Annotated in this window: 20 protein-coding genes and 2 riboswitches; of the genes, 14 read left to right on the forward strand and 6 right to left on the reverse strand. The window is 61.2% G+C overall.

What is annotated here, in order from left to right:
- Positions 1 to 98 precede the first annotated feature (98 nt).
- The 5 genes from ABD827_RS00280 (at position 99) to ABD827_RS00300 (ending at position 8,562) form a co-directional block, all read left to right on the forward strand.
- Positions 99 to 4,220, forward strand: coding sequence for a hypothetical protein (locus tag ABD827_RS00280; RefSeq protein WP_344961281.1), 4,122 nt, complete (start codon positions 99 to 101; stop codon positions 4,218 to 4,220).
- Positions 4,221 to 4,616: 396 nt separating this feature from the next.
- On the forward strand, positions 4,617 to 5,534 hold the full coding sequence (gene osmF / locus ABD827_RS00285; protein ID WP_344961283.1) for a glycine betaine ABC transporter substrate-binding protein OsmF: 918 nt from the start codon (positions 4,617 to 4,619) through the stop codon (positions 5,532 to 5,534).
- Between the two features lie 195 nt (positions 5,535 to 5,729).
- Positions 5,730 to 6,881 (forward strand): ABC transporter permease, encoded by a 1,152-nt coding sequence (locus ABD827_RS00290; protein ID WP_344961285.1) that lies wholly within the window; start codon positions 5,730 to 5,732, stop codon positions 6,879 to 6,881.
- Positions 6,878 to 7,825 carry an ABC transporter ATP-binding protein gene (locus ABD827_RS00295; protein WP_344961287.1) on the forward strand — a complete coding sequence of 316 codons (948 nt, stop codon included), beginning with the start codon at positions 6,878 to 6,880 and terminating at the stop codon, positions 7,823 to 7,825. Before ABD827_RS00290 ends, ABD827_RS00295 begins: the two co-directional genes overlap by 4 nt.
- Positions 7,822 to 8,562, forward strand: coding sequence for an ABC transporter permease (locus ABD827_RS00300; protein ID WP_344961290.1), 741 nt, complete (start codon positions 7,822 to 7,824; stop codon positions 8,560 to 8,562). Before ABD827_RS00295 ends, ABD827_RS00300 begins: the two co-directional genes overlap by 4 nt.
- Before the next feature lie 4 nt (positions 8,563 to 8,566).
- Here ABD827_RS00300 and ABD827_RS00305 read toward each other — a convergent pair whose 3' ends face one another.
- The 3 genes from ABD827_RS00305 to ABD827_RS00315 form a co-directional block, all read right to left on the reverse strand.
- Positions 8,567 to 9,247 (reverse strand): type 1 glutamine amidotransferase domain-containing protein, encoded by a 681-nt coding sequence (locus ABD827_RS00305; protein ID WP_344961292.1) that lies wholly within the window; start codon positions 9,245 to 9,247, stop codon positions 8,567 to 8,569.
- Positions 9,248 to 9,691: 444 nt separating this feature from the next.
- On the reverse strand, positions 9,692 to 10,975 hold the full coding sequence (locus ABD827_RS00310; protein ID WP_344961294.1) for an LLM class flavin-dependent oxidoreductase: 1,284 nt from the start codon (positions 10,973 to 10,975) through the stop codon (positions 9,692 to 9,694).
- Positions 10,976 to 11,001: 26 nt separating this feature from the next.
- Positions 11,002 to 11,775, reverse strand: a complete 774-nt coding sequence (locus ABD827_RS00315; protein WP_344961296.1) for a 3-oxoacyl-ACP reductase — start codon at positions 11,773 to 11,775, stop codon at positions 11,002 to 11,004.
- A 48-nt stretch (positions 11,776 to 11,823) separates the two neighbouring features.
- A riboswitch (TPP riboswitch) is annotated at positions 11,824 to 11,929 on the reverse strand.
- 233 nt (positions 11,930 to 12,162) lie between these two features.
- On the opposite strand from ABD827_RS00315, the gene pyrC reads away from it, so the two are divergent.
- The 4 genes from pyrC (at position 12,163) to ABD827_RS00335 (ending at position 15,931) form a co-directional block, all read left to right on the forward strand.
- Entirely contained in the window at positions 12,163 to 13,206 is a 1,044-nt protein-coding gene (pyrC, locus tag ABD827_RS00320; protein WP_344961297.1) for a dihydroorotase, read from the forward strand.
- Positions 13,207 to 13,334: 128 nt separating this feature from the next.
- A riboswitch (TPP riboswitch) is annotated at positions 13,335 to 13,441 on the forward strand.
- A gap of 116 nt (positions 13,442 to 13,557) precedes the next feature.
- On the forward strand, positions 13,558 to 14,997 hold the full coding sequence (locus ABD827_RS00325) for a sodium:solute symporter family protein (RefSeq protein WP_344961298.1): 1,440 nt from the start codon (positions 13,558 to 13,560) through the stop codon (positions 14,995 to 14,997).
- 201 nt (positions 14,998 to 15,198) lie between these two features.
- Entirely contained in the window at positions 15,199 to 15,468 is a 270-nt protein-coding gene (locus tag ABD827_RS00330) for an RNA recognition motif domain-containing protein (RefSeq protein ID WP_298718531.1), read from the forward strand.
- On the forward strand, positions 15,458 to 15,931 hold the full coding sequence (locus tag ABD827_RS00335; RefSeq protein WP_344961301.1) for a YehS family protein: 474 nt from the start codon (positions 15,458 to 15,460) through the stop codon (positions 15,929 to 15,931). The genes ABD827_RS00330 and ABD827_RS00335 overlap by 11 nt, the downstream gene beginning before the upstream one ends.
- 70 nt (positions 15,932 to 16,001) lie before the next feature.
- On the opposite strand, the gene ABD827_RS00340 is transcribed toward ABD827_RS00335, so the two are convergent.
- Positions 16,002 to 16,895 carry a LysR family transcriptional regulator gene (locus ABD827_RS00340; protein ID WP_344961303.1) on the reverse strand — a complete coding sequence of 298 codons (894 nt, stop codon included), beginning with the start codon at positions 16,893 to 16,895 and terminating at the stop codon, positions 16,002 to 16,004.
- A gap of 163 nt (positions 16,896 to 17,058) precedes the next feature.
- Here ABD827_RS00340 and ABD827_RS00345 point away from each other — a divergent pair, with 163 nt between their 5' ends.
- Positions 17,059 to 18,099: a YeiH family protein gene (locus ABD827_RS00345; protein ID WP_344961305.1), complete on the forward strand. Its 1,041-nt coding sequence runs from the start codon at positions 17,059 to 17,061 to the stop codon at positions 18,097 to 18,099.
- A gap of 65 nt (positions 18,100 to 18,164) precedes the next feature.
- Here ABD827_RS00345 and ABD827_RS00350 read toward each other — a convergent pair whose 3' ends face one another.
- Both ABD827_RS00350 and ABD827_RS00355 read right to left on the reverse strand, forming a co-directional pair.
- On the reverse strand, positions 18,165 to 19,196 hold the full coding sequence (locus tag ABD827_RS00350; RefSeq protein WP_344961307.1) for a Gfo/Idh/MocA family oxidoreductase: 1,032 nt from the start codon (positions 19,194 to 19,196) through the stop codon (positions 18,165 to 18,167).
- A 25-nt stretch (positions 19,197 to 19,221) separates the two neighbouring features.
- Positions 19,222 to 20,127 (reverse strand): LysR family transcriptional regulator, encoded by a 906-nt coding sequence (locus tag ABD827_RS00355; RefSeq protein WP_344961309.1) that lies wholly within the window; start codon positions 20,125 to 20,127, stop codon positions 19,222 to 19,224.
- Between the two features lie 158 nt (positions 20,128 to 20,285).
- Between ABD827_RS00355 and ABD827_RS00360 the strand changes: the two genes are divergently transcribed.
- From ABD827_RS00360 to ABD827_RS00375, 4 genes are all read left to right on the forward strand, one after another.
- Positions 20,286 to 21,986 (forward strand): L-lactate permease, encoded by a 1,701-nt coding sequence (locus tag ABD827_RS00360; RefSeq protein ID WP_425567950.1) that lies wholly within the window; start codon positions 20,286 to 20,288, stop codon positions 21,984 to 21,986.
- A gap of 73 nt (positions 21,987 to 22,059) precedes the next feature.
- The gene (locus tag ABD827_RS00365; RefSeq protein ID WP_344961311.1) at positions 22,060 to 22,833 is read left to right on the forward strand and encodes a (Fe-S)-binding protein; all 774 of its coding nucleotides are present in this window, start codon (positions 22,060 to 22,062) and stop codon (positions 22,831 to 22,833) included.
- Positions 22,823 to 24,241, forward strand: a complete 1,419-nt coding sequence (locus tag ABD827_RS00370) for a LutB/LldF family L-lactate oxidation iron-sulfur protein (RefSeq protein ID WP_344961386.1) — start codon at positions 22,823 to 22,825, stop codon at positions 24,239 to 24,241. The genes ABD827_RS00365 and ABD827_RS00370 overlap by 11 nt, the downstream gene beginning before the upstream one ends.
- Positions 24,241 to 24,894 carry a LutC/YkgG family protein gene (locus ABD827_RS00375; RefSeq protein WP_344961313.1) on the forward strand — a complete coding sequence of 218 codons (654 nt, stop codon included), beginning with the start codon at positions 24,241 to 24,243 and terminating at the stop codon, positions 24,892 to 24,894. Before ABD827_RS00370 ends, ABD827_RS00375 begins: the two co-directional genes overlap by 1 nt.
- The last annotated feature ends 48 nt before the right edge of the window (positions 24,895 to 24,942 follow it).

Raw genomic sequence — 24,942 nt, forward strand, 5'->3', positions numbered from 1 at the left:
CTCCTGCTACCCTTGTGCAGTTCCCGGGCAAAAAATCACCGGATATATTGATGCGGTCCCGACCTTTCCACCGCACAGCACCTCTACAAGGGGAACCCATGCGTCGCATTGCCAATTTCATTCTGCTGATACTGACCCTGCTACCTGTCAGTACACTCGCCCTGAGCCCGGAACAGGTGCCTACTCCGCTGCAACCCTGGGTTGACTGGGTGCTGCACGGCGAAGAACAGCGCCACTGCCCCTTTCTCTATAACCAGGGAGCCAGCCACCACTGTGCCTGGCCCAGTCGGCTGACCCTCGATCTCGGCGACAACGGCGGTCGCTTCAGCCAGCAGTGGCAACTCTATCGGGAAGATTGGGTCACCCTGCCCGGCGACCAACGACACTGGCCCCGGCAGATCACCGTGAACGGCAAACCGGTGGCGGTGTCGGCCAATCAGGGCAACCCCAGCATCAGGCTGCCCGCCGGCAATCATCGCATCGAGGGGCAATGGCAATGGCAGCGACTGCCGAAACATCTCACCCTTAATCCGGACACCGGTTTGCTGGCACTGACTATCAACGAAAAGCCGATAGCAGAAACCGACCTGGACAATAACGGCCGCCTCTGGCTGGGCAAACGACAGGCTGACGGCGATAAACCGCCATCCGGGGGAGACGCGCTGGCGCTGCAGGTGTATCGCCAGGTCGAAGACAATATTCCGCTGCAGGTAACCACCCTCGTTAATCTGGAAGTGGCTGGCGAGCAACGCGAGCTGCTGCTGGGCCCGGTGCTGCTCGATGAACAGATACCGCTGCTGCTAAACAGTCCCCTGCCCGCCCGGCTTGAGCCCGACGGTCGCTTGCGGGTACAGGTTCGCCCCGGTCGCTGGAGCATCCGCCTTGTCAGCCGGCACCCGAACAATGTCAGCAACCTGACCCTGGCTACCGTACCGGCGCCCTGGCCGAAGCAGGAGGTCTGGGTATTTAAGGCCATGAATCAGCTGCGACTGGTCGAAGTCGAGAATCTGGTTTCCATCGATCCACAGCAGACCAGCCTGCCTCGGGAGTGGCAACGCCTGCCCGCCTATCGGATTAATCAGGGTGACCGGATGCAGCTCAGGGAAATCCGGCGCGGTGACCGGGAACCGGAGCCCGACCGGCTCAGCCTGCAGCGCAGAATGTGGCTGGACTTCGACGGTGGCGGCTACACCCTGCAAGACCGCATCACAGGCCGCATGACCCAGGGCTGGCGGCTGGAAGCGACCCCGGCCCTGCAGCTGGGTCGGGTTTCCATCGACCGGCAACCCCAGTTCATTACCCGACTGCCGGATTCGGATCGGGTGGGGGTTGAAGTGCGCCGGGGAGCACTCGAGCTCAGCGCCGACAGCCGCTATCAAGGCAACATCGGCACCCTGCCGGCGGTAGGCTGGAATACCGACGTGCAGCATTTACACACCCAGCTGCACCTGCCACCGGGCTGGACGCTGCTTTCCGCCTCGGGCATGGACAGCGCGCCCAGCACCTGGCTGCAACGCTGGACCCTGCTGGACTTGTTTCTGGTGCTGATCGCCGCCCTCGCCGCCTATCGCCTCTGGGGCTGGCAATGGGGACTGCTTGCCCTGCTGACCCTGGTGCTGATCTGGCATCAGTCCAGCGGACTGGGCCCGCCACGCTGGGTCTGGCTGCATCTGCTGGCGGCCACGGCATTGCTGCGGGTACTGCCCGCCGGACGACTACGCAAATTCATGATCGGTTATCGTAATCTCGGCCTGCTGGTGCTGGGGCTGATCGCCATCCCTTTCATGGTGGCCGAGGTACGTAGCGCCATGTATCCGCAGTTGGCACACACTTCGTCTTATCGGTCGGTTCCGCTGGCCGACCAGGCCCCAACGGCCGTCACGTCCGACGCCGAACAGGGGTTGTCGGTACCGCAGTCGACGCCGCTGCAGGAGCTGACCGGCAAACGGCTGGCCGCAGCGCCTTCCACCGGACAGAGCCAACCACTGACGCAAATTGACCCCAATGCCAGAGTGCAGACCGGCCCCGGCCTGCCAGACTGGCAATGGAACAGCGTCGAGCTGAGCTGGAACGGCCCGGTGCAACGGGATCAGCAAATACAACTGGTGCTGTTGCCACCGACTGCCAACCTGCTATTGAACCTGCTACGGGTGGCGCTGGTTGGCCTGCTGGTACTGCGCATGGCCGGCATTAATTTTCAGCGGGGACGCGGTTTCTATCTGCAACACAGCCTGTTGTCGGCCTGGTTACCGGTATGGTTGCCGATAGGGCTGCTGCTTCCTCTGTTGCTGGCCCTGCCAGCCCCGGTCCAGGCAGAAATGCCGGATGCCCGGCTGCTCGAACAGCTGAAAACCCGCCTGCTGGCTCCTCCCGACTGCCTGCCCGACTGTGCGTTGATCTCGCAGATGAAGCTGACCATAGATCCGCAACAAATAGACCCGCAGCAGCTGGTGGCCGAACTGGAAGTGCATACCCAGGCGGCGGTGGCCGTGCCCCTGCCGGCCGACGCCGATCACTGGCTACCGCGCCAGGTACTGCTTAACGGTGACCCGGCACCGGCACTGCGGCGCGGCAGCAACGGTGAGCTGTATCTGCCGTTGCCGCCGGGCATTCACCGAGTGAAGATGAGTGGCCCGCTGCCCGCTCAGGGCGGCGTGCAACTGCCGCTGACGCTGCGCCCTCACAACGTCACGGTGCAGGCAAGCGGCTGGACGGTGCAAGGCATCGATGAAAATGGCGTGCCCGAGGCCCAGTTGCAACTGAGCCGCATTAAAACGGCCAGCGCCACACAGCCAACCGCGCTGGAACCCGGCGCGTTGCCGGATTTTGTACGCGTAGAACGGATATTGCGGCTCGATCTGGACTGGATGATCGAGACCCGGGTCACCCGGCAATCACCGGTCGGGCAGCCCATCTCGCTGCAAATACCGCTACTGGCGGGTGAGTCGGTACTTACCGACGGCGTTCGCGTGCAGAACGATCAGGTGATGCTGGTGCTTGCCGCCAACCAGCAGCAAGCCCGCTGGCAGTCCCGGCTGGAAAAGGCTCCCCGCCTCACCCTGACCGCGCCCGACACCCGCCGCTGGACCGAGGTATGGCAGGTGGATACCAGCCCTATCTGGCATCTGGAGAGCGGCGGCATACCGGTCATTCATCATCAGGGCGCCACCGGCAACTGGCTGCCGGAATGGCGGCCCTGGCCCGGAGAGTCCATCAGGCTCGACATCAGTCGCCCCGCCGGGGTCGACGGCCAGACCCTGACCATCGACAGCACCCGCCTGACTCTGAAGCCCGGCCAGCGCGCCATCGATGCCAGCCTGCAGCTACAGCTGCGCAGCAGTCAGGGTGGCCAGCACAGCCTGCAATTGCCCGACAACATCAGCCTGCAGTCGGTAGCCATCAACGGCAAGGTGCAGCCCATTCGCCTGCAGGGCCAAACGCTGACCTTGCCGCTGACGCCGGGGGTCCAGAGGCTGGAGGTTAACTGGCGCCATAACCAGGGCATCAGCCCGCTGCTGTCTACCCCGCACATCGATCCGGGCAGTGCCGGCGTCAATAATCACATCGAGCTGGAACTGGGCAAGGATCGCTGGATCCTGTTTGCCATGGGCCCACGCCTGGGCCCGGCGGTACTGTTCTGGAGCCTGTTGGCCATGACCCTGTTGCTGGCCCTGGGCCTGAGCCGGATATCGTTTACGCCGCTGCGCTTTCATCACTGGTTGTTGCTGGGCATAGGGCTGACCCAGGTGCCCTTGTGGATGGCACTGGTGGTGGTTGGCTGGTTGCTGGCGCTCGGCCTGCGTGGCCGCTGGCAACACGCCGAGGCGGGTAGGCTGTTCAATCTGGCACAAATCGGCCTGGTATTGCTGACCCTGCTGGCGCTGAGCTATCTGTTTTTTGCCATACAGCAGGGCCTGCTGGGCCTGCCGGATATGCAGATCAGCGGCAACAACTCCCATGGCAATACTCTGCGCTGGTATCAGGACCGCAGCGAGGGAGCCCTGCCTCAGGCATGGGTGCTGTCGGTGCCGCTGCTGGTATACCGACTGCTGATGCTGGCCTGGGCACTGTGGCTGGCCTTCGCCCTGCTACGCTGGCTGCGCTGGGGCTGGGAGTGCTTCTCCAGCCAGGGCATCTGGCGCCCCTTCAACCTGCGCGTAGCACGTAGTGGCAAGAAAGACGCCCCCGGTAACCCGGATGACCGCCAAGGAGTTGAGTAGCGAAGGCCAGACCGTCGAACAAAGGGTCCGCTCCGCCGACTCGCCATGAACCCATTCGTGGGGGCTCTCTGTTTCATCCCTGAAACAGAAGGTCGGCAGCGCAGATCCTTTGTCCTCCTTGATGCTACAGAGTCAGCTGTTAGCGCCGTCTGCGGACAACTCGGTATTCAAGAAGAGGCAACAGAGAACGCCTCCCACGACCGTGAAATGCCAGGGACGGCATTTCCGAGCCCCCAAGGATGGGTTAATGGCGTGTCGTGGGAGGCGGCTGTGTTGTCTCTGGAACGACAGCATACAAACAGCTGAATACCGGTTAGCGGTTTACCGGAGGGCGAGCTTTGCATAAAGTACCCTTACGCTTGGGGACTCAAACTTTTCCAGACAAGGAACAACAGCATGAAAAAGTCGCTGGCTTCGGCCGTATTTACCCTTTCCATGGCCGTGGCCCAGCCCGGTCTGGCCGCCGACGCCATCGTGGTGTCGTCCAAAATCGACACCGAAGGCGGCCTGCTGGGTAATGTTATCTATCTGGCGCTGCAAGAGGCGGGCCTCGATGTAGAAAATCGCTCACAGCTGGGCGGCACCCCCATAGTGCGCAAGGCCATCACCTCCGGCGAAATCGATATTTACCCCGAATACACCGGCAACGCCGCCTTCTTCCACAACCGGGAAGCAGACTCGGCATGGAAAGACTTTCAACAGGGCTATGACCTAGCCAAGCAGCTGGACTACGACCAGCACCAGCTGATCTGGCTGACTCCCGCCAACGCCAACAACACCTGGGCCATCGCGCTACGCCAGGATATTGCCGATAGTAACCGGTTACACACCATGTCCGATTTCGGCCGTTATGTGACCCAGGGGGGCAATATCAAGCTGGCCGCCTCGGCCGAGTTTGTGTCCAGCCCGGCGGTGTTACCCGCCTTTCAGCAGACCTATGATTTCACCCTGAGCGACGATCAGCTGCTGGTGCTCGCCGGGGGCAACACCGCGGCCACCATCAAGGCGGCGGCCCTGCAAACCGATAACACCAATGCGGCCATGGTGTACGGTACCGACGGCGCCATCGCCTCGGTCGGCCTGGTGGTAATGGAAGACGACAAGGGCGTGCAACCGGTCTACGCCCCCGCACCCGTAGTGCGTGAAGAGACCCTGCTGGCCCACCCGGAGATCGCCACCATTCTGGAGCCGATTTTCCAGTCGCTGGACGTCAGAACTCTGCAGCAACTGAACAGCCGCATCGCCATCGGCGGCGAAAGCGCCCAGGCGGTCGCCAGAAGCTACCTGTCAGACAAGGGCTTTCTGAAGGGCTAACCAGCTGACGGCCGCATCGAACCTCGCAGGCAGAAGCCAGAGCCCGAAAAACAGACCTTCCGCGCCAGGGATGGCGCGACAGAGCCCCCATGGATGGGTTCACGGCGTGTCTGTGTTCGGGACTGGCTTCTGCCGTACCCCGATATCAACTGGTTACCCGTACCTCGCGTTTTTAAGTCTGTGCCAGGAGTCTTTTTGAAGTTTTTCAATCTGGACAAGGTCGGCGGCCTGCTGGGGTTCGCCCTGCTGCTGTCGCTGTTTGCCCTGCCCTTCGTCAGCCTGCAACCCAACCGCATCATGCCCGGCCAGAGCATCGGCCTGCTGGATGCGGCCGGTTTCAGCACCTTAACCCCCCTGCTGGTGATGTTAGCGCTTACCAGCCTGTTATCCCTTTTCAAAACGGCCATACGCACCCGTTTGGTGCTGACCGCTCTGACCCTGATAATGCTGATGTATACCGCCGGCGCCGGTGCAACACAGTTGCTGGTTGAGGCCAGCCCGCTGGCCCGGGTTTCCCTCGATGCCGGCTTCTGGCTGGCCATATTCTGGCTGGCGCTGCTGATCACCGATGTGGCCATCAAGCTGGCCTTGCGCCCCCTGCCCCGGCTGGCGCTGGTGGCCCTGATCGTCGCCGCCGTCATGGCATTGCTGGCCTTCGGCCACGGCGACAACCTGTCGCTGTTGCGGGAATACCATAATCAGACCGATTTCTGGCGTCAGGCGCTTCGTCACCTGCAACTGTCACTGGGCAGCATAATACCGGCGCTGATCGTCGGTATTCCGCTGGGTCTGTATTGCCACCGCTCCCAACGCCTGCGCAATGGTGTTTTTCCGCTGCTGAATGTGCTGCAAACCATCCCCAGCCTGGCCATGTTCGGCCTGCTGATGATCCCCCTCAGCCTGCTGGCGACCGGCTACCCGCTGCTGGCCGATCTCGGCATTAGAGGCATAGGCGCGGCCCCGGCGGTGATTGCCCTGTTCTTCTATTCACTGCTGCCCATCGTCAGCAATACCGCGCTGGGTTTCGACAGAATAGACGCCCGGGTACGAGAAGCCGCCACCGGCATGGGCATGAATGCCCGTCAGCGCCTGTGGCAGGTGGAGTTTCCGCTGGCCATGCCGGTGATTCTTACCGGGCTGCGGGTAGTGGTGACCATGAACATCGGTCTGGTGGCGGTGGCGGCCCTGGTGGGCGGCGGCGGCTTCGGTACCTACATCTTTCAAGGGTTGGGGCAAACGGCCACCGATCTGGTGATTCTCGGCGCCGTGCCTACCCTGTTGCTGGCCTTTTTGTTCGCCATCCTCATCGACACCCTGATAGCCCTGCAGAAAGGCGAAAATGCATGATCGAAGTAAAAGCCCTCGGCAAACAATTTGGCGCACAAATCGCCGTCAATGACCTCTCGTTCAGGGTAGAACGTGGCCAGTTCTGCATGCTGGTCGGCACCTCCGGCTGTGGCAAGTCCACTACCCTGCGCATGATCAACCGGCTGATAGAGCCCAGCCAGGGCCAGATCCTGATCAACGAGCAGGATGTGACCACACTGCCGCCGGAACAGCTGCGCCGACGCATCGGCTACGTCATTCAGGGAGTGGGCCTGTTCCCCCATCGCACCATTCATCACAACATCGCCACCGTTCCCCGGCTGCTGGGCTGGAAAAAGGCGGATATCGATGCGCGGGTCACCGAGCTGCTGACCCTGTTCAAGCTGGATGCCGCCACCTTCGCCAACAAATACCCGCACCAGCTCTCCGGCGGCGAACAGCAGCGGGTGGGTGTGGCCCGGGCTCTGGCCGCCCGACCCGAACTGTTGCTGATGGACGAGCCCTTCGGCGCCCTGGATCCGCTGACCCGCGAACACCTGCAGGACGAGCTGCTGCGAGTACAAAAACTGCTGGGCATCACCATCATCATGGTGACTCACGATCTGGAAGAAGCGGTGAAAATGGCCGACGTGATTGCGGTAATGGACCAGGGCGAGTTGCTGCAGCTCGACAGCCCGGAGGCCCTGCTGCGCCAGCCCCGCGCCGGTTTTGTGCAAAGTCTGGTGGGCGGACTGGACAGATCCCTGCGCCTGCTGGCCATCAAACAGGTAGGCCAGGTAATGACCCCCCTGCAACAGCAGCCGTCGTCTTCCATACCCAGCATTGTGGCCAGCGCCAACCTGCGCGATGCCATGGCGCTGCTGATCTGGGAGCAGGCCGAGCTTTTACAGGTACTGGATGCCAACGGCATCGCCATCGGCCAGTTGTCGATGAGTGACCTGCTGCAACAGGGCGCCCGGGCATGAGCAGCCGTCATCCGCTCCGCTGGCTGGGGGTGGCGATCCCCCTGCTGCTGTTACTGATCATGACCCTCAAGATGCCGTGGCTGGAGCCGCTGTTTCGCCCGCTGGTCGATGAGCGGGCCCCGGCCATTTACGCCCGCGACAGCTTTCTGAATTTGCTGCTGTGGCATCTGGCGGCGGTATTCATCGCCATTTTCGGCGCCACCCTGGTGGCGCTGGGCGGCGGTATTCTGGTGACCCGTGCCGCCGGGCGGGAATTTCTGCCACTGGCCAGGGCCATCGCCAATCTGGGCCAGACCTTTCCACCGGTAGCGGTATTGGCACTGGCGGTGCCCGCGCTGGGCTTCGGGCTGACCCCGACTCTGGTGGCGCTGTTTCTCTATGGCATGCTGCCCATTTATGAAAACACCGTTACCGGCCTGCAGCAGGTGCCGGCCAGCGTGCGCGAGGCGGCACGCGGCATGGGCATGAGCCCGCGCCAGCAGCTGTGGTCGGTGGAATTGCCGCTGGCACTGCCGATGATCATCGCCGGTATCCGCATTTCGCTGGTGATCAGCATCGGCACCGCCACCATAGGATCGACGGTGGCGGCCAAGGGCTTTGGAGAGGTGATTATTGCCGGCCTGCTGACCGACAACATGGCTTTCGTACTGCAGGGCGGCATCATGGTGGCGCTGGTGGCCATTTTGATCGATGCCCTGTTTCAGCGGCTGGAACGGCGGCTGTCGCCGCCGGGCTGAGGTGTCAGTGCTTCAATAGCGCCAGCAGGGCGCTGGCAGCCGGCTCGGAAGAGGCCGGGTTCTGGCCGGTGACCAGCAAACCATCGGTTTCCACATGCGGCTGCCAGTCATCGGCCTTGCGGTAATCGCCGCCGTTCTGGCGCAGCATTTCCTCCACCAGAAAAGGCACTATGGCGGTCAGCTGTACCGCTTCTTCTTCGCTGTTGGTAAAGCCGGTTACCCGCCTGCCGCTCACCAGCGGTTTACCCGCACCATCCCTGGTATGGCGCAACACCGCCGGGGCGTGACACACCGCCGCCACCGGTTTGCCCGCCGCGGCCATGGCCTCGATTAACGCGATGGAGTCCGCATCTTCCGCCAGATCCCACAGTGGACCGTGACCGCCGGGATAAAACACCGCATCAAAGTCATTCACCGACAGATCGGCCAGCTGGTGGGTAGTGGCCAGCTCGGCCTGAGCGGCCGCATCGGCGCGAAAACGCTCGGTGGCCTCGGTCTGGGCATCGGTTGCATCGCTTTTCGGATCCAGCGGCGGCTGGCCCCCCTTGGGCGAAGCCAGGGTAATGGTGGCGCCCGCATCCTTGAATGCGTAATAAGGAGCGGCAAATTCTTCCAGCCAGAAACCGGTTTTCTCGCCGGTATCCCCCAGTTGGTCATGAGAGGTCAGTACCATCAAAATACGCATATCGACTCCTTGTTTATTACAGAAAGTTCGTTACAGAAAGCACGCTTATCAGGTTAGCCGACGGCACTACAGGATGACACTGTAGTCGAGGTAAGCATCTGTCTTTACGCCCGGCTCCAGAGGCAACACAGTCACCTCCCACGACACGTTACAAGTACATCCCTGTAAGGCTCGGACATGCCATCCCTGGCATGTCACGGTCGTGGGAGCTTGTCTCTGTTGCCTCTTTCTAAACTCCGAGTTGTCTGCAGACGGCGCCAACAGGCGATGCCGGAGCAGCAAGGAGGGCAAAGGGATCTGCTCAGCCGACCATCCGCGCCACGGATGGCTCGGCTGAGCCTACAGGGATGTATTTACGGCGTGTCGGCGGAGCGGGCCCTTTGGCCGATTTTCTGCTGTTATCACAACTACTTGTGACCAACAAGCAATCCATCGGAATTACGCTTACTCGGGTCGAGTCAGCCCCAGATGATCGCGCAGGGTGCTGCCTTCATATTCGGTGCGGAACAGGCCGCGGCGCTGCAGTTCAGGTACCACCTGATCGACAAAGTCCTCGATGCCGGCGGGCAGCGACGGTGGCATCAGGTTGAAACCGTCGGCACCTTCGTGGTGAAACCACAGCTCCATACGATCGGCAATAGACTCGGGCGTGCCCACCATGGTGCAGTGACCGCCACCGGCCGCCAGCCGACCCAACAGCTGCCGCACCGTGGGCTGTTCGGTCTCGATAATGCGCAGAATGGTCGCGAAGCGGCCCTTGGGCCCGGTAAAGGCATCCAGCGACGGCAACGCCGGTACCGGCGCGTCCAGCTCCCAGCCGGAGCAGTCCTGCCCCACGTAGGTACTCAGTTGGCGCAGCGAGGCGGCGGCGGGCAGCAGCTCGTCCAGCTCACGCTGCTTGGCCAGCGCCTCGGCTTCAGTAGACGCCACATAGGTCACCAGCCCCGGCATGATAGGCACATCAACCCCGCGACCGGTGGCCTGCACCCGCCGTTTGATATCGCGATAGTAATCCTGAGCGGCGGGCAAGTCGTAGGCCACGGCGTAAATGGCCTCGGCACACTTGGCCGCCAATGCTCGTCCCTGATCGGACGCGCCGGCCTGAAACAACACCGGATGACCCTGGGGCGGGCGCGGCACATTGAGCGGGCCGTCCACCAGAAAGAACTCGCCGTGGTGATTGATGGGCACCACTTTGTCGGGATCGGCATAATGGCCGGCACGATCCATCACCAGCGCATCTGTCTGCCAGGAATCCCACAGTTTGATCACCGCATCCACAAACTCCTCGGCCCGGCGATAACGCTCGGCGTGGGCCGGCATGGCCTCATAACCATGGTTGCGGGCTTCCACATCGAACATGGAGGTCACCACGTTCCAGCCCATGCGACCGTTGGATATATGATCGAGCGAGGCCATCATGCGCGCCGCATGAAAAGGCGTGAAAAAGGTGCTGGACACCGTGCTGATAAAACCGATGCGATCGGTGGCCCGGCTCATGGCGGCCATGGCCGTCAACGGCTCCAGAAACCAGTAGCTGCCGTCCGCCACATTGCCGGTAGACTGACCGTCGGCGAAGAACACCGCATCCAGCTTGCCCCGCTCGGCGGTTTGCGCCAGCCGCTCGTAATAACGAATGTCGCCCAGCTGCTCTACCGCCGAGTCGGGGTGACGCCAGGCCGCCCTGTGATGACCGCAGCCAAACAAAAACAGGTTCAGGTGCATCATGCGCTGGTCTTGATTCCGGGCCGCCATCAGTTTTTCACCAGGCCGCCGTCGACCACCAGATTCTGGCCGGTCACCGAGCGTGACCAGGGTGAGGCGAAGAACAGGGTGGCATCGGCAAACTCGGCGGGGGTCGTAACACGGCGCAACGGCGTAGCGGCGGCGATGTAATCGAACACCGCTTCGGGCGTGGCGGCCGAGGCATCGGTGGTGCGCAGCAGGCCGCCGGACACCATGTTGACGGTAATGCCGTCCGGGCCCAGATCCTGCGACAGGGTGCGGGTCAGCGACAGCAGCGCCGCCTTGGCGGCGGTGTAGTCGTGATACGGCACCACCGGGTTCTGAAACAGATTGGTGCCCACGTTGACGATGCGGCCAAAGCCCGCCTCGCGCAGACCGGGCAACGCTGCCTGGGTGGTATTGAGCGCGCCTTTGACCACGCCTTCCAGCTGCTGGTTGAGATCTTCCCAACGCAGTTGATCCGCATTGGCCCGGTCATCGCCGTTGAACGAAAAAGCCGGCAGGGCATTGTTGATGACGGTGGTGATCGGGCTGCCGAAATGTTCGCGCGCCTGGGCAAACAGCGCCTGCACCGCAGCGGCATCGGTTACGTCGGCCTGCAGTGCCAGCGCCCGACCGGGGGCTGTTGCCGCCAACTTTTCGGCGGCCTCGGCGCTGTGCAGGTAGTTGATTACCACCCGTGCGCCTTCACGCAGAAAGGCGCGTACCAGGTGTTCGCCCAGGCCACGGGCGCCGCCGGTGACCAGCACCAGTTGTTCGTTCAGATTGATGGACGTTTGCATCGCTACCTCTTGTTAGAGGCGAAGGCATGGACTGGCAGAATACGCCGATAGCCGGAAGGCTGACATCCCTTCGCCAGTATGAACTGGATCAGGTTCGACGGGTGTTATCTCAGCCCTGCCGGCCACTGGCCGCAAGACACCCCGTGTCACGCCCAGACCATAACACACCCCTGCGCGGGTTTAATAGCCCGAGAGCGTGAGGGGTGAGGGGTAAGACGTGAGGCGAAAAACCACAAGCAAGGCCGCCTGTTTCATTTTGTTTCTTTCTCCTCTCCCTTCACGTCTCACCCCTCACGTTTTTCGGAAGTTTGGTGAAAACCGCCGCTAGGTGGATAATGGCCGTCTGGATGTAATGGATAACCCGCCGAGCCGACTATGACCTCAACTATGACCGCAACTACAACCACACTGACCATCACCCGCCCCGACGACTGGCACCTGCACCTGCGCGATGGCGAACAACTCAAAGACACGGTGCGCGATGCCAGCCGTTACCTGGGCCGCGCCCTCGTGATGCCCAACCTGCTGCCGCCGGCCACCACCACAGATCTGGCACTGGCCTACTACGACCGCATCGTGGCGGTACGGCCCGAAGGCAGCCGGTTCGAGCCGCTGATGAGCCTTTATCTGACCGATAAAACCGACCCGCAGGAAATCCGCACGGCCAAGGCCACCGGCAAGATTGTGGCCTGCAAGCTCTACCCGGCCGGCGCCACCACCAACTCCGACTCCGGCGTGACCGATGTGAAAAACATCTACCCGGTGCTGGAAGTCATGCAGGAAACCGGCACCCTGCTGCTGGTTCACGGTGAAGTAACCGATCCGAGCATCGACATCTTCGACCGGGAAAAGGTGTTCCTCGACACCGTGCTGCCCGACGTGGTGCGCGACTTCCCCGGGCTTAAAATCGTGCTGGAGCACATCACCACCGAGCACGCGGTCAACTTCGTGGAACAGGCAGGCGACAACGTGGCGGCCACCATTACCGCTCACCACCTGCTGTTCAACCGCAATCACATGCTGGTGGGCGGCATTCGCCCGCACTTCTACTGCCTGCCCATTCTCAAGCGCAACACCCACCAGCAGGCGCTGGTGCGGGCCGCCACCAGCGGCAGCAAGAAATTCTTCATGGGTACCGATTCGGCGCCGCACTTCCAGCATCGCAAGGAAGCCGCCTGCGGCTGTGCCGGTGCCTACACCTCCCACGCCGCCGTGGAACTGTATGCCGAAGCCTTCGAGGAAGCCGGTGCGCTGGACAAGCTGGAAGCCTTTACCAGCCACAACGGCCCCGACTTCTACGGCCTGCCCCGCAACGCCGACACCATCACCCTGGTGAAAGAAAGCTGGACCGTCGACGCCACCCTGCCGCTGGGCGGCGATCAGCTGGTGCCGATTCGCGCCGGTGAAACCATCGACTGGATGGTGAAATAAGCCGGCCTCTGTGCTGAAAGTAAAAACGCGGCTTCGGCCGCGTTTTTTTATGTCTGCGAACAGCTAGATGTTGCCGCTGATATGGGGCCTTTGATTGACAACCATCGGCAGTCTCTCTACTCTCTTGACGCTATTCCTGGGGGAGCCTGACCGGCTGAGACTCTGCAATTTACTGCAGTAACCCTTCGAACCTGATCCGGGTAATGCCGGCGAAGGGAAGGAAATGATTGATCCTCACTCTCCCTCCCAATCTGCCCGTTGTTGCCCGGCGCCATGTAGCCAATGAATGGCTACCATCGTCATGCTTGTCCGTTACGGGCACTGACCTGTTACGGACAAAGGGAGAACAACATGCTGGACACCACCGCCGCGATTCTGTGGCTCTGCTTATTTGCCGCCGTTTTTGCCATTCCCGGCCTGCTTTATGCCCGCCGCCGGCAAGACAAGCTGGAAGACTTTATCGTGGCCCGCAACAGCCAGAGTGGCAGCGCCACCATGCTGACCCTGCTGGCCACCACCATGGGTACCTGGATCCTGTTTGGTCCGGCTCAGGCCGCCACCTGGGGCGGCATTGGCGCCATTACCGGCTATGCCCTGGGCGTGCTGGTGCCCCGGCTTATCATGATTCCGCTCGGCGGGCGCATCCGCGAGCTGATGCCCGAGGGCCACACCCTGACCGAATTCGTGCTCGGCCGCTATGGCCGCGGCATGTACGGTTTTGTGCTGGTGATCATGATGTTCTACCTGTTTATCTCGCTCACCGCCGGACTGACCGCCATCGCCCAGATGGTGGCACTGCTGGCACCGGTACCCTTGTGGGTGACCGCCGGCATCGTCATGGGCGCTACCCTGCTCTATACCCTGTACGGCGGGCTGCGGGTCACCATCTTTACCGACCGGGTGCAGATGCTGGTGATACTGCCGTTTCTGCTGCTGTTGATGATGTTTGGCTGGCAGGCCACCGGCGGGCTAACACCGATCATCGCCGGGCTGCAGGAAAAAGCCCCGCACCTGCTCAATCCGCTGGACACCACCGGCCTCAAGTCCGGCCTGACCTTTTTCATCGCGGTGGTGCTGACCGGCCTGTTTTATCAGGGTACCTGGCAGCGGGTGTTTGCCGCCCGCGACAACAAGGTGATTCGCAACGGCTTCATTCTGAGCGGCCTGATCAGCTTTCCGATTATCTTCATCATGGGGCTGTTCGGACTGGCCTTCGTGGGGCTGGATCTGCCCGGTGACGGTTCGGTCGCCCTGTTCAGCGTCTTGATGCCGAACATGCCGCTGTGGTTTGCCATCGGCCTGCTGCCCTTTGGTCTGGCGCTGATCATGAGCAGTGCCGACTCCACCATCAGCGGTCTGTCCAGCATGATGGTGGTCGACCTGCGCCGCCTGCTGCCGAACATCGGCGCCCACAAGCTGCTTGGGCTGTCGCGCTGGCTGATCGTGCTGCTGTCGATTCCGGTGCTGTTCGTCGCCTCCCAGGGTTTCAGCGTGCTGTATCTGTTCCTGCTGGCCGATTTGCTGTGCTGTGCCGCCGCCTTCCCGGTGTTCTTCGGTTTCTACAGCGCCCGCTACCAGAGCTATAACGCCGTACTCAGCACGGCGGCCGGGCTGGTAGCCGGCCTCTGGCTATTCCCGGCACCAGGCGAGCCACTCACCTATCTGCTGGAGTCCTTCCTGCTGGCCACTCTGGTGCCGGTGCTGGTGTCTTGCCTGCTGATGCTGCTGCCGAACCGTTCGGCGTTCGACTTTTCGATACTGCGCCAGCGTATTCGTAGCCTGGAAAGCTGAATCGATAAAAATGGCCGACCCGCCCGGGTCGGCTATCCTTCCGTGTTTTTATCCCATAATTAAAGCGCGAAACGGGTCGCCGAGATGCGGGCAGACGCCGGTCGGTCAACCTGTTACACTCGCGACCCTTTGGCGCTATTCACGCCATATTTATTCTTGCCACCGCCTTGTATTGCGCACCGGCGTCATACTGGAGACACCATGAAAATCATGATTCGGGGCCTGTCCCGCCTCACCACAGAAGACAAGGTACTGGCCCTGCTGGCACCTTACGGCCTGGTGCATTACTTCCACCTGGTAATGGACCCGAACACCAACAACTCCAAGGGCTTCGGCTTCGCCTTCATGCCCAACCCGGCTCAGGCCAAGGCCGCCATCAAGAGCCTGAACGGCATGGAAGTAGACGGCCAGAAAATCCGCGTCAAAAAAGCGGAAGTGAAGCCCGGGGAGAAAAACGAAAATGACCAATAACGATATTCTGCGCCGCATTCGTTATGCGCTCGACCTGCCCGACCAGCAAGCCATAACGCTGTTTGGCATGGGTGACGTGACCATCAACGAAGCGCAGTTTCTGGCCCTGCTGGCCAAGGAAGAAGACGCCAATTACCACAGCTGCAGCAACGAGCAGATTCTGGGCTTTCTGGACGGTTTGATCCTGAAAAACCGTGGCCCGCGCGAAGGTGGCCCGGCACCGCGTGCGGAACAGGCTGAACCCATCAACAATCAGGTGTTCAAGAAGCTGCGCGTGGCGCTGGAGCTGAAGGAAGAAGACATTCTCGGCCTGCTGAAGCTGGCCGGTTTTGAAGTGAGAAAGCCCGAGCTGACCTCACTGTTCCGCAAGCCCGGTCACAAGCATTATCAACCCTGTGGCGATCAGTTCCTGCGCAACTTCCTGCAGGGCCTGGCACTGCAGCGGCGGCACGGCGCCGAATAGGCAATCACTGACGCCACTGAACAGTCCTGCCCGGTCGGCCGTTTGCCGCCAACCGGGCAAGCCGCATCCGCTAGGTCGTTACCTGGCGGATCTGTTGCCAGCACAACGCTACCTGTTCGGAACGAAAGGGTTGCCGACAGCACAACTCGATATCCAGCTTTACCCACGCCGACAACGGCAACTCCACCAGCCGACCCTGCTCCAGCTCTTCCCTGACCAGACTCGCCGGCAAAAAACTGGCGCCATCCCCCTGCAGCACCAACGCCTTCAGCCCCTCGCCCAGGGCATTTTCGCATACCGGCAGACAAGGCTGTTCGCTCAACGCCGGCAGGCATTTACGCTGGATCAGCGCGCCCAGAAAAGACGTGGGCGGATACAGCAACAGGCGCAACGGCGTGTCGGCAGACAAGCCATGCAGCGGATGACCAGAGTCGTTCACCGCCGACACCAGCACCAGCCGATCCTGCCCGACTACCCGCCGTTCTACCTCGGGGCGATTGAGCATGGGGCTGGTATCGTCGCCGGAAAAACACAGCAAAAAGTCGACCGAGCCGGACATGAACTGTTCGATGGCATCGTGATAATGGCCGGTATTCAGCCGGATCAGGCTGTTCCCCAGCTGCGGGCGCAGTGAGTGGATCCAGCCGGGAAAAAAGGTCACCGCCAGCGAAGGTTGCGCCACAAAATTCACACTGCTGTGCTCATGCAGGCTCTGGCGCAGCTGGTCGCGTGTGCCATAAATCTGCGACAATAGCAGCCGGGCCTGCTCCAGAAAGCTCTCGCCGGCCTCGGTCAGTGCCATGGGGTAACGATCCCGGCATACCAGCGGTACGCCCAGCCAGTTTTCCAGTGAACGAATACGCCGGCTGAATGCCGGTTGGGTCACGAAACGAACGTCCGCCGCCTTGGAGAAGTTACCCTGCTCGGCCAGGGCAACGAAGTCGTGCAGCCATTTGCTTTCCATGATTCTGCTCGTTAATACATTGATGCGGTATTGTATGCAAAAAAGTAACAGCCCCGCTATAAAAAGGCATTAGATACTGTCGAGTTCGCCTCTTACCATGAAAATCTATCACCGGCTTCTTCACGCTGGCCTCAATACAGACTAACCGGCAAGGACGGCACTCATGACTGCAGGAACCAACAACCAGGTAATGGGCATGTTGCAACGAATTGAAAATACGAGAAAACGCTACTTTCCCGGGGTGTGCGTAGCAGTCACCATCGGCATTGCCGCCAGCTTTCTGTCGCAGCACTACGGTGCTCCCGCCATGCTGATGGCACTGCTGCTCGGGCTGGCCTTCAACTTTTTGAGCCAGGAGTCGGTCTGCCTGCCGGGGCTGGAGTTTTCCGCCAAAACCGTACTGCGCATCGGGGTGGCCATGCTGGGGCTGCGCATCACCTTCAGCGACGTACTCACCCTGGGCTGGTCACCGCTGCTGATGGTGTGTTCTTCGGTGGTGCTGACCATCGGCTTTGGCGTGATCATGGCCCGCGCGCTCGGCTTCTCTTCTTCATTCGGCACCCTTACCGGTGGCTCGGTGGCCATTTGCGGTGCCTCGGCCGCCATGGCCATCAGCAGCGTGCTGGATCAAAGTGAACAAACCAAGCGCAATACTCTGTTCACCGTGATCAGCGTCACCACCCTCAGCACCCTGGCGATGATTTTCTATCCGATGATCAGCTCCAGTCTCGGTTTAACCCCGCAGGAAGCCGGGCTCTTTATCGGTGCCACCATTCACGACGTGGCCCAGGTAGTGGGCGCCGGTTACAGCATGTCGAGCGAAGTCGGTGACCTCAGCACCTTCGTCAAGCTGCTGCGCGTGGCCATGCTGGTGCCGATCGTCATGACCATCGGCATCCTGATCCAGCGCGCGGCTCGCCAACGCGGTGAAAGCGGCAGCAGCAAAGGGGTGGCGATACCCGGCTTTCTGCTCGGCTTTGTGGCGCTGTTTATCCTCAATAGCCTGGGCTGGATTCCGACCGCCGTCAGCCAGCCGCTGGCCGGCAGCTCCTCCTGGATGCTGCTGACCGCCATCGCCGCCCTGGGTGTGCGTACCCAGCTCAAGGACATTCTTTCGGTCGGCTGGAAGCCAGTGCTGCTGGTGGTACTGGAAACCCTGTTTATCGCCGGTCTGATCCTCGCTTACATCCTGCTCAGTCAATAAGCCAGCCTGCTGCAACAACCAAAACGGCGGCCCTGAGGTCGCCGTTCTTCTTTTTGCTGCCGTGCCTACCGGAAGCTGGTGGCGGTTAACGACAGGGTACGCCCTTCCGCCGAGCTCTGCTCCGCCAGATTGATGATATTGAGCCCGTCCAGTGCATCCTGCATGGTCACCGGCAAGGGGCCTTCACCACGAATGGCTCTGGCCGTGGCCTCATAGAAATAGCGGTAGCCTCCCACTTGTGACTCGATGACCTCCGCCTCGTCATCGGAATAGAAGATGCCGTAGTCCGACTCGGCCTCCTTGGCCAGATAGGGTGAGTCCGGCACTATGCCGTCCTGCAGCCGTTCTTCCTGCGGATCGAACCCCCGCTTGATATAACAGCCACGTTCTCCCTGCAGTTTGAAACGCAGGGTCGGCCCCGGATGATAGGGGCTGGAGTGCAGCAGCACTTCCTTGTCGCTGTAGTGCAACTGCACATGGAAGTAGTCGGTCACTTGTGAGCCGGGACGCATCGACAAACAACGGGCGGTCACCGACAGCGGCTTGCCGAACAACACCAGCGTCTGATCCACCATGTGCCCGCCCAGATCGAACCAGACGCCCGCGCCCACGCCGGGCTTCTCTGCCCGCACTCGCGGCCGAAAGCGGTCGAAGTGGGACTCGAAACCATGAATCGGCCCCAGGGTCTCGTCGGCCAGCAGCTTGCGTAACGTCAGAAAATCGCTGTCCCAGCGACGGTTATGAAAGGGGATCAGGCACAGTTTATTGGTGTCGGCCAGCCGCATCATCTCGGCGCCCTGATGCAGTTGGGTCACGACGGGGTTTTCCATCACTACATGCAGCCCCAACTTCAACGCCTTGAGACCCAGCTCGTAGTGCACCTCGTTGGGTGCGGTGATCACCACCAGCCGGGCGCCGGATTCGGCCAGCATCTGGTCCACGTCGGTATAGACCTTCACCTCGGGCCAGTCTTGCGCCGCCTTTTCCGGTTTGGAGGTGCTGATGGCCACCAGCTCGAATTCCGGCAGACAGTCGATAAAAGGCAAATGGAAAATGCTGGCGGACTGGCCGTAGCCAATGATGGCGGTTTTAATCATGGGTAGCTCTCGTTAAAAGTTCTCGTTAAAAGTAATGTTTGATATCCATGTAACGGGAACGGATATGCTCAATCAACAGCTTTATTTTGCGCGGTGGCTGGCGACTGTAGGGGTAGACGGCATAAATACCCAGTATCTTGCCAACCTGCTGGGGTAACAGCTCAACCAGGCGCCCAGACTGCAGGTCGGGATAGACCAGGCAGCGTGGCACATACGCCAAACCATGGCCAGCCAGGGCCGCCCTGCGCAGAGCGGCGGCATTATTGGTGGAAAAGTTGCCGCTCACCCGCAGCGGATAAATTTCGCCATAACGGTTGAACAGCCAGTCACGGGCCCCGCTCTCCTGATAACTGTAAATAAGACAGTTATGCTGCAACAGATCCTCCGGCACCTGGGGCTTGCCACGGCGACTAATATACGCAGGAGCGGCACAGATGGTCCAATGTGAATCCAGGATATGACGCGCGATCAGGTTGGAGTCGTCCAGGTGCCCGGTACGAATCACCAGATCATATCCCTCTCCAACCAAGTCCACGAAGCGATTCTCCAGCGACATATCCACCGAAATAGCCGGATGCAGTTCACAAAATTCGGCGACCGCCTGCGCCAGCAACAGTTCGCCGGAAATGGTGGGAACCGACATTCTGATATGCCCCTGCAGCGACTGGCTGTAGCCAGTAATGGCGTCAAATGCTTCCTGAGCGGTCTGTGCCACCAGGCGAGCACGCTGATACAGCACCTGTCCGGCTTCACTCAGCGTCAAACGCCGCGTGGTGCGGTGGATCAGGGTACTGCCCAGCTCCTTTTCCAGCCGGGCGATGCGCTTGCTCACCACCGAGTTGGTCAGGCCGTTGGCGTCGGCCGCCTTGCTGAAGGAGCCTAATTCAACCACCTGGGCAAACAGAATCAGATCATCCGTTTTCGGCATCATTCATCCACTTTTGGAAATAATTGGTTTCATTAAATCTATATATCCACAAAAGACAAGGGGATAAGGTTACATCACGTTAACAATCTGGTCACCATCATACTCTAAACTAGGAGTATGCCCATGATGACCACCAAGACATACTCAAGGAAGGAACCGCTATGTTGAATGATTCCCTACTGGCACTGCTGGCATTTTCGCCCATCGTGCTCGCCGCCATTCTGCTGGTCGGCCTGCAATGGCCGGCCAAACGCGCCATGCCCCTGGCATTTATCCTGACCGTGCTCGTCGCATTGCTGGTATGGGACATGAGCGGCACCCGGGTGATCGCCTCCAGCCTGCAGGGGCTGGCGATTTCCATCTCGTTGCTGTGGATCATCTTCGGCGCCATCCTGTTACTGAATACCCTGAAGCATACCGGTGCCATCACCACCATTCGCAACGGCTTCACCGCCATCTCGCCGGATCGTCGCATCCAGGCCATTATCGTCGCCTGGTGCTTCGGCTGCTTTATCGAGGGCGCCTCCGGCTTTGGTACCCCCGCCGCCGTGGCTGCGCCGCTGATGGTGGCGCTGGGCTTCCCGGCCCTGGCGGCGGTACTGATGGGCATGATGATTCAGAGCACACCGGTATCGTTCGGTGCCGTGGGCACCCCCATCATCGTCGGCGTGACCACCGGCCTGGACAACGCCGCCATCAACACCACCCTGACCACCGCCGGCTCCGGCTGGCAAGACTATCTGCAAACCGTGACCAGCAACGTGGCGGTCACCCACGCCATCATCGGCATCCTGATGCCCCTGTTTATGAGCATGATGCTGACCCGCTTCTTCGGCAAGAACAAGAGCTGGAAAGAAGGCCTCGACATACTGCCGTTTGCCATCTTCGCGGGTCTGGCCTTTACCGTGCCTTACGCACTCACCGGCGTTCTGCTCGGCCCGGAATTTCCTGCCCTGATCGGCGGCCTGGTGGGTCTGGCCATCGTCGTCACCGCCACGCGCAAAGGCTTTCTGGTACCCAAGAGCACCTTCGAGTTTCCGGAAGAGAAAAACTGGCCGGCAGAATGGCTGGGCTCGCTTACCATTCACAAGGAAGATCTGAAACAACACCCCATCAGCATGGGCCTCGCATGGTTCCCTTACCTGCTGCTGCCGGTACTGCTGGTGCTGAGCCGCACCAGTGACAGCTTCAAGGGCCTGCTCACCAGCTGGAGCATCGCCTTCGGCGACATTCTGGGCGAGGCCGGTATCAGCGCCAGCATCCAGCCTCTGTACCTGCCCGGCGGTATCCTGGTGTTCGTTTCTCTGGTGGCGGTACTGAGCCAGACCCGCTCGCTCACCGCCTTCGTACCGGCCGTCGCCGAGTCTTCCCGCACCCTGATCGGCGCCGGCTTCGTGCTGATGTTCACCGTGCCCATGGTGAGGATCTTCATCAACTCCGGGGTCAACGAGGCCGACATCGCCAGCATGCCGGTGATGACCGCCAGGGTGGCCGCCGATCTGGTCGGTGATTTCTTCCCGGCCATCAGCGGGGTCATCGGTGCGCTGGGGGCCTTTATCGCCGGCTCCAATACCGTGTCCAACATGATGTTTTCCCAGTTCCAGTTCGAAGTCGCCCAGACGCTGAACGTGTCCACCGCCATGGTGGTGGCGTTGCAGGCGGTGGGTGCCGCCGCCGGCAACATGATCGCCATTCACAACGTGGTTGCGGCCTCGGCCACCGTCGGCCTGCTCGGTCGGGAAGGCACCACCTTGCGCAAGACCGCCTTGCCCACCCTCTACTATCTGGTGGCCCTCGGCGTCATCGGCATGATTGCCATCTATGGGCTGGGTATTTCGGATCCCCTGCTGAAGTTGTCTTGAGTTGCGTTGCCTGCCGATCGGCACCAGACCGGCAGGCAACAGCTAAAACAGTGTTATTTGAAGGAATTGCCTTATGTCGTCCGCTATTCGCATCTATCCGGCCAAGCCAGAAAAGGTATATATCTACGCCACCTGCCTGGTGGACATGTTCTCCCCCCAGAGCGGGCTGGATGCCATCCGTCTGCTGGAACTGGCCGGTGTCGAGGTCATCTATGTGCCCAAGCAAACCTGCTGCGGCCAGCCCGCCTATTCATCCGGCTACGAAGATGACGCCAAAACCACAGCCCTGAGCCAGATGGCACTGTTCCCCGCTCCCTGGCCGGTCATAGTGCTGTCCGGTTCCTGCGGCGGCATGATGCACCACCACTACCGCCGGCTGTTCGCCGGCAGCGAGCAGGAAGCGGTGGTTAACCAATTTTGTGATCGGGTATTCGAACTCACCGAGTTTCTGGTGCAGGTGTGCCGCATCCGGCTTAGTGATCAGGGCCCGGCCACCTCGGTGGTGCTGCATACCTCCTGCGCCGCCCGTCGGGAAATGAAAGTCCACAACACCGCCCGCCAGTTGCTGAGCCAGCTGGAGCGTGTGGAACTGCGTGAACAGGCCTACGAAAGCGAGTGCTGCGGCTTCGGCGGCACCTTCTCGGTACGCCACCCGGCGATCAGCGAAGCCATGGTGCAAGACAAGACCCAACACCTGAGCGAAGCTGGCGCGGAGCAGCTAATAAGTGCCGACTGGGGCTGCCTGCTCAACATCAACGGCGCCCTGGAATATCAGGGCAAAGCACTAAAAGGGATACACCTGGCCACCTTTTTGCTGAGTCGGATGGAGGGACATGATGCACAATAAACCCCAGCTGTTTCATCCCCAGGCCGAGGCGGCGCTGGCCAATCCTGAACTGCGCGCCAACTTCCGTGGCGCCATGGACTACCTGCGCGACAAACGCCAGACCGCCTTCGCCGACCCGGATGAAGAAAGCGCCATCCGCGACCGGGCCGAAGCCATCCGCCAGCGCTGTCTGAGCAAGCTGCCGGCGCTGCTCGAACAACTGGAAGCCAATTGCATCGCCAACGGCATTCGGGTGCACTGGGCCGAAAATGCCGAACGGGCCAACGCCCTCTTCGCCGACATCATCCAGTCTCACGGCGGCACCCAGGTAGTGAAAGGCAAGTCCATGGTGAGCGAAGAGATCGAGCTGAACCACGCCATGGCCACAGAAGGCATCGACTGCCTGGAAAGCGACATGGGCGAATACATAGTCCAGCTCGGCGACGAGACCCCCTCGCACATCATCATGCCCGCCATTCACAAGAACAAGCAGCAGGTGGCGGACCTGTTTGCCGAGCACGTACCCGGCTTCAAACACACCCTGGACGTGGATACCCTGATCCGGACCGGACGCAATGTATTGCGCGAGAAGTTCCGTCGCGCCGACATCGGGGTGTCGGGCGTCAACTTCGCGGTGGCCGAAACCGGTACCCTGTGCCTGGTGGAAAATGAGGGCAACGGGCGCATGTGCACCACGGTACCCGAGGTACATATCGCCATCACCGGTATCGAAAAGGTGGTGGAGTTTCTGGCCGACGTGCCGCCGCTGTTCAGTGCCCTCACCCGCTCGGCAACCGGCCAGTCCATTACCACCTACTTCAACATGATAAGCGGCCCCCGCAAGCACGACGAGCTGGACGGCCCCAGAGAAGTGCATCTGGTGCTGCTCGACAACGGTCGCAGCCAGGCCTTCGTGGACGAAGAAATGCGCAAGACACTGCAGTGCATTCGCTGCGGCGCCTGCATGAACCACTGCCCGGTCTACACCCGCATCGGCGGCCATGCCTATGGCACCGTCTATCCCGGCCCCATCGGCAAGATCATTTCCCCCCACCTGATGGGGCTGGAAGCGACCCGGGAGCTGCCCACCGCCTCCAGTCTGTGTGGCGCCTGCGGCGAAGTCTGCCCGGTACGTATTCCCATTCCCGAATTGTTGCAACGGCTGCGGCGCGAGGCCAAGCAGGAGCCCCGCCCCGGCGTACCGGCGCTACGCGGCCAAAATTCCGCCAAGAGCAATACCGAGGCCTTTATCTGGCGCAGCTTCGGCCTGCTCACCCGCACGCCTGCGCTGTACCGGATGATGAGCTGGTGCGCCACCCGCCTGCGCGGCCTGATACCGAGCAAACTGGGCCCCTGGACCCGTTGCCGCACCGCCCCCAGACCCGCCGCCAACACCCTGCGTGAACTGATGGCCAAGAGGAACAAATAATGTCGACTGCCCGCAACGCCATACTCAACCGACTGCGCCAGGCAGAGATCAAGCCGCTGCCGGTCAATAATCCGGACTACCCGGTCTGGGATAACACCGACCGTAGCGCCATGCTGACCCGATTGACCGAACTGCTGCAGCAGAATCACGCCGAGGTACTCAGGCTGAACCGCGGTGAACTGATAGCCACTCTGAAAACCCGGATAGAGCAGATGGGACTGAAACGTATCGCCACCGGCACCGGTGGCGACTTTCATGCCGAGCTCACCGAGGCTCTGGCCGACTGCGCCGAACAGCGGCCCTTCGACCAGTCGCTGGAGCAGTGGAAAGACGAGCTGTTCAACCGGGTCGATGCCGGCATTACCGATTGTCACGGCGCCATTGCCGCCACCGGCAGCCTGGTACTCTGGCCCGGGCCGGCAGAACCCCGTACCCTGTCGCTGGTGCCGCCCTGTCATATCGCCATTCTCAAGGCCTCGACCCTGCACGCCAACCTGCCGGCGATGATGGCCGATCAGCACTGGGCCGGCGCTATGCCGACCAACCTGCTGCTGATCTCGGGGCCGTCCAAGACCGCCGACATTCAGCAAACCCTGGCCTATGGCGCTCACGGACCCAGGCAGCTGCTGGTGCTGATCCTGGAGGATGCCTGATAACCGATACCCAGTGCCTGATGACAACGCCAATACCGAAACCACTTT

Source organism: Oceanisphaera sediminis (assembly GCF_039539745.1).
GTDB lineage: Bacteria > Pseudomonadota > Gammaproteobacteria > Enterobacterales > Aeromonadaceae > Oceanimonas > Oceanimonas sediminis.

What these genes read in the sequence shown, in the direction of transcription:
- ABD827_RS00315 (WP_344961296.1), bottom strand. Translation starts at nt 11,775, where the DNA reads ATGCAAACGTCCATCAATCTGAACGAACAACTGGTGCTGGTCACCGGC.
- ABD827_RS00360 (WP_425567950.1), top strand. Translation starts at nt 20,286, where the DNA reads ATGTTGAATGATTCCCTACTGGCACTGCTGGCATTTTCGCCCATCGTG.
- ABD827_RS00305 (WP_344961292.1), bottom strand. Translation starts at nt 9,247, where the DNA reads ATGCGTATTTTGATGGTACTGACCTCTCATGACCAACTGGGGGATACC.
- ABD827_RS00375 (WP_344961313.1), top strand. Translation starts at nt 24,241, where the DNA reads ATGTCGACTGCCCGCAACGCCATACTCAACCGACTGCGCCAGGCAGAG.
- ABD827_RS00325 (WP_344961298.1), top strand. Translation starts at nt 13,558, where the DNA reads ATGCTGGACACCACCGCCGCGATTCTGTGGCTCTGCTTATTTGCCGCC.
- ABD827_RS00350 (WP_344961307.1), bottom strand. Translation starts at nt 19,196, where the DNA reads ATGATTAAAACCGCCATCATTGGCTACGGCCAGTCCGCCAGCATTTTC.
- ABD827_RS00355 (WP_344961309.1), bottom strand. Translation starts at nt 20,127, where the DNA reads ATGATGCCGAAAACGGATGATCTGATTCTGTTTGCCCAGGTGGTTGAA.
- ABD827_RS00295 (WP_344961287.1), top strand. Translation starts at nt 6,878, where the DNA reads ATGATCGAAGTAAAAGCCCTCGGCAAACAATTTGGCGCACAAATCGCC.
- ABD827_RS00335 (WP_344961301.1), top strand. Translation starts at nt 15,458, where the DNA reads ATGACCAATAACGATATTCTGCGCCGCATTCGTTATGCGCTCGACCTG.
- ABD827_RS00300 (WP_344961290.1), top strand. Translation starts at nt 7,822, where the DNA reads ATGAGCAGCCGTCATCCGCTCCGCTGGCTGGGGGTGGCGATCCCCCTG.
- ABD827_RS00370 (WP_344961386.1), top strand. Translation starts at nt 22,823, where the DNA reads ATGCACAATAAACCCCAGCTGTTTCATCCCCAGGCCGAGGCGGCGCTG.
- pyrC (WP_344961297.1), top strand. Translation starts at nt 12,163, where the DNA reads ATGACCGCAACTACAACCACACTGACCATCACCCGCCCCGACGACTGG.
- osmF (WP_344961283.1), top strand. Translation starts at nt 4,617, where the DNA reads ATGAAAAAGTCGCTGGCTTCGGCCGTATTTACCCTTTCCATGGCCGTG.
- ABD827_RS00340 (WP_344961303.1), bottom strand. Translation starts at nt 16,895, where the DNA reads ATGGAAAGCAAATGGCTGCACGACTTCGTTGCCCTGGCCGAGCAGGGT.
- ABD827_RS00280 (WP_344961281.1), top strand. Translation starts at nt 99, where the DNA reads ATGCGTCGCATTGCCAATTTCATTCTGCTGATACTGACCCTGCTACCT.
- ABD827_RS00365 (WP_344961311.1), top strand. Translation starts at nt 22,060, where the DNA reads ATGTCGTCCGCTATTCGCATCTATCCGGCCAAGCCAGAAAAGGTATAT.
- ABD827_RS00310 (WP_344961294.1), bottom strand. Translation starts at nt 10,975, where the DNA reads ATGATGCACCTGAACCTGTTTTTGTTTGGCTGCGGTCATCACAGGGCG.
- ABD827_RS00330 (WP_298718531.1), top strand. Translation starts at nt 15,199, where the DNA reads ATGAAAATCATGATTCGGGGCCTGTCCCGCCTCACCACAGAAGACAAG.
- ABD827_RS00345 (WP_344961305.1), top strand. Translation starts at nt 17,059, where the DNA reads ATGACTGCAGGAACCAACAACCAGGTAATGGGCATGTTGCAACGAATT.